Genomic DNA, 6,734 nt, shown 5'->3' with positions numbered 1-6,734 from the left:
GTCCGACCCGTCCGGGTGCAGCGCGCCGCCCGGCCGGAACAGCCGCCTGGCCACCGCGTGCCCGCCCCGGGCCGCCATCCGGAACCACGGCTCCGCCGCCGCCAGGCCCTCGCGCTGCTCGACCAGGCGGCCCAGCTCCCACATCGACTCCACGTCACCGGCCTCCACCGCCTGCCGCAGCAGCCGCTCGGCCGCGTCGGGACGCCCCTCGGCCCGCGCGGCCAGGCCGAGCGCCCGCAGCCCCCGTACGGCCCGGGCGTCCCCGGCGGCGGCCGCCGCCGCGAGCTTCCGCGGATCGACGGGGCGGCGGGAACGGTTCCGGAACAGCAGCAGGATCCCGAGCACCCACATGATCCAGCTCAGGCTGATCAGCGTGCCGTTGCCCGTGACGACCCCGGTCAGGCTCAGCGCGCCGCCCGCCGGCAACAGGAAGTACCCCAGCCCCGGTCCCAGTCCCGGCCCCATCCCAGCTCCTCTCCGTCCGCTCCCGTCGCGCACGGGCGACGGTCTCGGAATTCTTTGTCGTACGGCATACCTTGGCCCTTCGCACGCATGACGCGCTGACGGACGACGGAGGTGTTCTCGATGCGGATCTCCACAACGATCTTCCTCACCGACGAGACGGTGACCCCGGTGAGGCTCGCCCGCGAGCTGGAGCAGCGGGGCTTCGGCGGGCTGTATCTGCCCGAACACACGCACATCCCGGTGATCCGCAGCACGCCGTCCCCGATGGGCGGTGAGCTGCCCCGCGAGTACGGCCGCACCCTGGACCCGTTCGTCGCCCTCGGTCAGGCCGCCGCCGTCACCGAGCGCCTCGCCCTGGGCACCGGCATCACCCTGGTCGCCCAGCACGACCCGATCGGCCTGGCCAAACAGGCGGCCACCCTGGACCACCTCTCCGGCGGCCGGTTCACCCTCGGCATCGGTTACGGCTGGAACGTCGAGGAGGCGGCCGACCACGGGGTGGAGTGGTCGACGCGCCGGGACCTGGCGCGGGACCGGATGGCCCTGATGCGGGCCCTGTGGGCGGACGAGCCGACCGGGTACGAGGGCGCGTTCGGGTCGGTGCGGGCGAGCGAGGCGCACCCCAAGCCGGCCCAGCGACCGCGCGGTCCGGTCAACGGCCCGCGCACCCTGATCGGCGGCGGGGCGGGCCCGAAGCTGTTCGCGCACATCGCGGAGTACGCGGACGGCTGGCTGCCCATCGGCGGCGGGGGCCTCACCGCGTCCCTGCCGGAGCTGCGGACGGTCTGGGCGGAGGCCGGGCGCGACCCGAAGGAGCTCCAGGTGGTGCCGTACGCGGTCCTGCCCAGCCCCGGGAAGCTCGCCCACTACGCGGATCTGGGCATCGAGGAGGTCGTCCTCCAGCTGCCCCCGGCGGACGAACCGGAGGTCCTGCGGACGCTGGACGACTACGCCGCGTACCTCTGACGACTACGCCCCGTCCCCCTGATGAGGGGCGACCGGGGCCGCCGGTGCAACCGCACACGCCCACAAGGCATCCTTGTTCACCGGGGAACGCATACGCGGGCCCGGTCGGCGGGCACCCCGCCGTGCGGACCGGAGCCCGCCCGGGTGGGGAGTGGAATGAACAGGCCGTTGCGGCACATAGCCATCTTCTGTGGGCTGCTGGTGCTGGCCCTGCTGCTGCGGGTGAACTGGCTCCAGCACGTCGACCGCCAGGAGCTGGCCCAGCACGAGAACAACGCCCGGGTGAGGTTCGAACGGTTCTCCACCCCGCGCGGCGACATCATCGTCGGCGGCAAGGCGATCACCGGGTCGAAGGAGACCGAGAGCCGCGACTACGCGTTCCTCCGGACCAACAAGGACGGTCCGATGTACGCGCCCGTCACCGGGTACGCCTCCCAGTCCCGGGGCACCTCGCTGCTGGAACGGACCTACGACAGCGTCCTCAGCGGCCAGGACGACCGGTTCGCCTTCCGGCACGCCAAGGACATCCTGACGGGGCAGCCCCGGCGCGGCGGCGACGTGATCACCACGATCGACGCCAAGGCGCAGAAGGCGGCCTACAAGGGGCTGACGGACCTGGGTGCCCGGGGCGCGGTGGTCGCCCTGGACCCGCGCACCGGCAAGGTGCTGTCCCTGGTCTCCACGCCCTCGTACGACCCCGAGACCTTCGCCGGTATCTCGTTCAAGGAGAGCGACCGCTTCACGGCGCTGGAGAAGAAGAAGGGCAAGCCGCTGGCCAACCGCCCGCTGCGCGAGACCTACCCGCCCGGCTCCACCTTCAAGATCCTCACCGCCGCGGCGGCGCTGGAGCACGGCGTCGTCACGGACGTGGACGCCAAGACGGACGCGGTCTCCCCGTATCCCCTGCCGCTCTCGTCCAACAAGATCGGCAGTGAGGCGGGCGACGCGGTGTGCAGCAAGGCGTCGATGAAGACCGCCATGCAGTACTCCTGCAACAACGTCTTCCTCGACGCGGCCTCCGAGCTGGGCGAGGACCGGATGCGGGAGACGGCGGAGAAGTTCGGCTTCAACGAGGACGTGTACGCGGAGGAGTTCGGCGACATGCTCGCCACGAAGAGCCTCTACCCGCCGAAGCTCGACAAGCCCGGCACGGCCCTCACCGGCATGGGCCAGGGCAGCCTCACCAGCACCCCGATGCAGATGGCGATGGTCACCGCCGCCCTCGCCAACGACGGCAAGCTGATGCAGCCCTACATCGTCGACGAGCTGCGCGGCCCGGACCTCTCCACGCTGGAGAAGAACGAGCCAATGGAGATGAGCCAGGCCGTCTCGCCGGAGACGGCGAAGAAGGTCCAGGAGATGATGGAGCACACCGCGAAGGAGGGCAGCGCCCAGCGAGCTCTGATCGACGGTGTGACGGTCGGCGGCAAGACGGGCACCGCACAGCGCGGCGTGAACGTCCGCGACGAGGTCCCGTACGGCTGGTTCGTCAGCTACGGCAAGAAGGACGACGGCCGCTCGGTCGCGGTCGCCGTGTTCATCGACCCGACCGACATGGACATCTCCCGCTCCGACATCTCGGGCGGCCGGCTCGGCGCCCCGATCGCGAAGAGCGTGATGCAGGCGGTGCTGGGGGACTAGCGCCTTTCCGGCCCGTCCGGCGTTTGAGGACGGAACCCTTGCCCCGGGGTGCCCGAGGGCGAAGGGGCCCTCAGCCGGACGGGCCGGAACCGCCAAGCACCGGTCGTGAGGTCACCGCACCGGCCGTGAGGTCACCGCACCGACCGCAGCGTCCCCCGCCGCACCACCTTCGCCTCCTCGCCCGACGGCGGGTCCGACGCGTCCGCCACGGCCGACGTATCGGACCCGCCCACCCCCGTCAGCCCCACCAGCTCCGTCAGCGCGTCGATACGGAAGTCCGCCGTCTCCACCACGTCCGGGTGCTCCGCCCACCAGTGCCCGTACGGCCCCCGCCGCAGATGCGCCGTCCGCATCCCCGCCGCCGCGGCCGGGAAGAGGTCCTCGGCCGGGTGGTCGCCCACGTACAGCGTCGCCTCCGGGGCCGCGCCCGCCACCTCGGCCACCCGCGCGAAGAACGCCGGGTCCGGCTTCCGGGCGCCCCACTCGTCCGAGGTGACCACCAGGTCGGCGGGCAGGTCCAGGCCCCGCAGCAGCTCCGCGGCCCGGACGGAGCCGTTCCCCGCCACCACGACCCGGATGCCCGCGGCCCGCAGCTCGCCCAGGGCGGGCCGGACGTCCTGGTAGAGGTCCGACTCGTCGAGGTGTTCTCCGCGCCCGGCGGCGGCCCGCGCGCGGTACGCCTCCTCGACGTCCATATCCGGCCGCAGGACGTGCAGCGCGTCCGTGGCCTCGCGGCCCTGGGCGACGGCCGCGCCCACCAGCGCACTGAGCGTGTGCGGCGGTACGCCGAGCCAGTTGGCCCAGGACGCCCAGTGCCGGTCGTCGCGTACGAGGGTTTCGCCGATGTCGAGGACGATCGTTTCCATCACCGTTCCGACACTAAGCGGGAGGGCCCCGCCGAGGGGGTCTCATCCGGGTGAGTCGGCCCGCACGAGTGACCACCGGCGCCTCGCGACCGGCGCGTCCCCGACAAGCCGCCCCCGATGCCCTGGTCCGGCGTACGCACCTCGCTCGTATGCTCGTTTCATGACCGATGCTCAGAGCGGACGCCCCACCTCCAACGCCATGCGGCGCGCGCTCAGACGCGCCCGCGACGGTGTCGCCCTCGACGTGACCGAGGCCGCCGTCCTGCTCCGGGCGCGCGGCGACGATCTGACGGACCTCGCGGCGTCGGCCGCCCGCGTCCGGGACGCGGGTCTGGAGGCGGCGGGCCGGCCGGGCGTGATCACGTACTCGCGCAAGGTCTTCATCCCGCTCACCCGCCTCTGCCGCGACAAGTGCCACTACTGCACCTTCGTCACCGTCCCCGGCAAGCTCCGCCGGGCCGGCCACGGCATGTTCCTGTCCCCCGACGAGGTGTTGGCCATCGCCCGCGAGGGCGCGGCGATGGGCTGCAAGGAAGCGCTGTTCACGCTGGGGGACCGGCCCGAGGACCGGTGGCCCGAGGCGCGGGAGTGGCTGGAGGCGGAGGGGTACGACGACACGCTCGCGTACGTACGGGCGATGGCGATCCGGGTCCTGGAGGAGACGGGTCTGCTGCCCCACCTCAACCCGGGCGTGATGACCTGGACCGACCTCCAGCGCCTCAAGCCGGTGGCCCCCTCGATGGGGATGATGCTGGAGACGACGGCGACCCGCCTGTGGTCCGAGCCCGGCGGCCCGCACCACGGCTCCCCGGACAAGGAACCGGCCGTACGGCTGCGCGTCCTCGAAGACGCGGGCCGCTCCAACGTCCCCTTCACCACGGGCATCCTGATCGGGATCGGCGAGTCCTACGAGGAGCGCGCCGACTCCCTCTTCGAGCTGCGGAAGACGGCCCGCGCCTACCACGGCATCCAGGAAGTCATCGTGCAGAACTTCCGCGCCAAGCCGGACACGGCGATGCGCGGGATGCCCGACGCGGAGCTGGAGGAGCTGGCCGCCGCCATCGCGGTGGCCCGGCACATCCTCGGCCCGTCCGCCCGGATCCAGGCCCCGCCGAACCTGGTGGACGCCGAGTACGCGCTCCTCATCGGCGCGGGCATCGACGACTGGGGCGGCGTCTCGCCCCTCACGCCCGACCACGTGAACCCCGAGCGCCCCTGGCCGCACATCGACGAACTGGCCCGGAAGACGGCGGACTCCGGCTTCACGCTCCGCGAACGCCTCACGATCTACCCGGAGTTCATCCAGCGCGGCGAGCCCTGGCTCGACCCCCGCCTCCTCCCGCACGTCCGCGCCCTGGCCGACCCGGAGACGGGCCTGGCCCGCGAGGACGCGATCCCGGCCGGCCTGCCCTGGCAGGAGCCGGACGAGGGCTTCACCTCCTCCGGCCGCACCGACCTCCACACCACCATCGACACCGAGGGCCGCACCGGCGACCGCCGTAACGACTTCGACGAGGTGTACGGGGACTGGGAGGCGCTCCGCGAGGCCGCCGCCCCCGGCATGGTCCCGTCCCGCATCGACGCCGACGTACGCCAGGCCCTGAGCCAGGCCGCCGACGACCCGACGAAGCTCACCGACGACCAGGCGCTCGCCCTGCTCCACGCGGACGGCCCGGCGCTGGACGAGCTGTGCCGGATCGCGGACGCGCTGCGCCGGGACGTGGTCGGCGACGACGTCACGTACATCGTCACGCGGAACATCAACTTCACCAACGTCTGCTACACCGGCTGCCGCTTCTGCGCCTTCGCCCAGCGCCGCACGGACGCCGACGCGTACACGCTCTCCCTGGACCAGGTCGCCGACCGCGCGGCGCAGGCGTGGGACGTCGGCGCGGTCGAGGTCTGCATGCAGGGCGGCATCCACCCGGACCTGCCCGGAACGGCGTACTTCGACATCGCGCGTGCGGTGAAGGAGCGCGTCCCCGGCATGCACGTCCACGCGTTCTCGCCCATGGAGGTCGTCAACGGGGCGACCCGCACCGGCCTGTCGATCCGCGACTGGCTGACCGCTGCCAAGGAGGCCGGGCTCGACTCGATCCCCGGTACGGCGGCGGAGATCCTGGACGACGAGGTCCGCTGGGTCCTCACCAAGGGCAAACTGCCCACGGCCACCTGGCTGGAGGTCATCAGGACCGCCCACGAGGTGGGCCTGCGCTCGTCCTCGACGATGATGTACGGGCACGTCGACCAGCCCCGCCACTGGCTGGGCCACCTCCGCACGCTCTCCCGGCTCCAGCAGGAGACGGGCGGCCTGACGGAGTTCGTCACGCTCCCCTTCATCCACACCAACGCCCCGGTCTACCTGGCCGGCATCGCCCGCCCCGGCCCGACCGACCGCGACAACCGCGCGGTCACCGCGATGGCGCGACTCCTGCTCCACCCGCACATCACCAACATCCAGACGAGCTGGGTGAAGCTCGGCACGGAGGGCGCGGCGGAAATGCTCCGCTCGGGCGCGAACGACCTGGGCGGCACGCTGATGGAGGAGACCATCTCCCGGATGGCCGGGTCGGGTTACGGCTCCTACCGCTCCATCCAGGGCCTGGAGGCCATCGCCGAACTGGCGGGCCGCCCGTCCCGCCCCCGTACGACCCTGTACGGAGAGGTCCCGGCCGAACGCGTCGCGGCGGCCACGGCCTCGGACGGCCATCTGCCGGAACTGCTGCCGGTGCTGCCGAGCTGAGGGCGGGGGAGGCCGGGGCGGGGCGGGCGGGGTGGGCTCCCGCCAGGCAGCGC

General features: G+C 72.7%; 5 protein-coding genes. 3 read left to right on the top strand and 2 right to left on the bottom strand.

The features are described from left to right. On the bottom strand, positions 1 to 465 hold a 465-nt coding region (locus CR470_RS34660; RefSeq protein ID WP_179892473.1), incomplete at its 3' end, for a tetratricopeptide repeat protein. 120 nt (positions 466 to 585) lie between these two features. Between CR470_RS34660 and CR470_RS34655 the strand changes: the two genes are divergently transcribed. Together CR470_RS34655 and CR470_RS34650 are read left to right on the top strand one after the other, a co-directional pair. Beyond that, the gene (locus tag CR470_RS34655) at positions 586 to 1,431 is read left to right on the top strand and encodes an LLM class F420-dependent oxidoreductase (RefSeq protein WP_097871402.1); all 846 of its coding nucleotides are present in this window, start codon (positions 586 to 588) and stop codon (positions 1,429 to 1,431) included. A gap of 156 nt (positions 1,432 to 1,587) precedes the next feature. Next, complete coding sequence (locus CR470_RS34650) at positions 1,588 to 3,072, top strand: peptidoglycan D,D-transpeptidase FtsI family protein (protein WP_097871400.1); 1,485 nt, start codon at positions 1,588 to 1,590, stop codon at positions 3,070 to 3,072. Positions 3,073 to 3,203: 131 nt separating this feature from the next. On the opposite strand, the gene CR470_RS34645 is transcribed toward CR470_RS34650, so the two are convergent. Further along, a complete protein-coding gene (locus tag CR470_RS34645; RefSeq protein ID WP_097871398.1) occupies positions 3,204 to 3,938 on the bottom strand; it encodes an HAD family hydrolase in 735 nt (244 codons plus the stop codon). 160 nt (positions 3,939 to 4,098) lie between these two features. Here CR470_RS34645 and CR470_RS34640 point away from each other — a divergent pair, with 160 nt between their 5' ends. Next, positions 4,099 to 6,681: a bifunctional FO biosynthesis protein CofGH gene (locus CR470_RS34640; protein ID WP_097871396.1), complete on the top strand. Its 2,583-nt coding sequence runs from the start codon at positions 4,099 to 4,101 to the stop codon at positions 6,679 to 6,681. Positions 6,682 to 6,734 lie beyond the last annotated feature (53 nt).

The sequence above is a fragment of the Streptomyces sp. rh34 genome (assembly GCF_002551245.1).
GTDB lineage: Bacteria > Actinomycetota > Actinomycetes > Streptomycetales > Streptomycetaceae > Streptomyces.
Note: the sequence above shows the minus strand (reverse complement) of the source record. Positions and strands in the feature narration are given on the sequence as shown.

Coding starts and splice junctions, on each gene's coding strand:
- CR470_RS34655 (WP_097871402.1), top strand. CDS start 586: ATGCGGATCTCCACAACGATCTTCCTCACCGACGAGACGGTGACCCCG.
- CR470_RS34650 (WP_097871400.1), top strand. CDS start 1,588: ATGAACAGGCCGTTGCGGCACATAGCCATCTTCTGTGGGCTGCTGGTG.
- CR470_RS34645 (WP_097871398.1), bottom strand. CDS start 3,938: ATGGAAACGATCGTCCTCGACATCGGCGAAACCCTCGTACGCGACGAC.
- CR470_RS34640 (WP_097871396.1), top strand. CDS start 4,099: ATGACCGATGCTCAGAGCGGACGCCCCACCTCCAACGCCATGCGGCGC.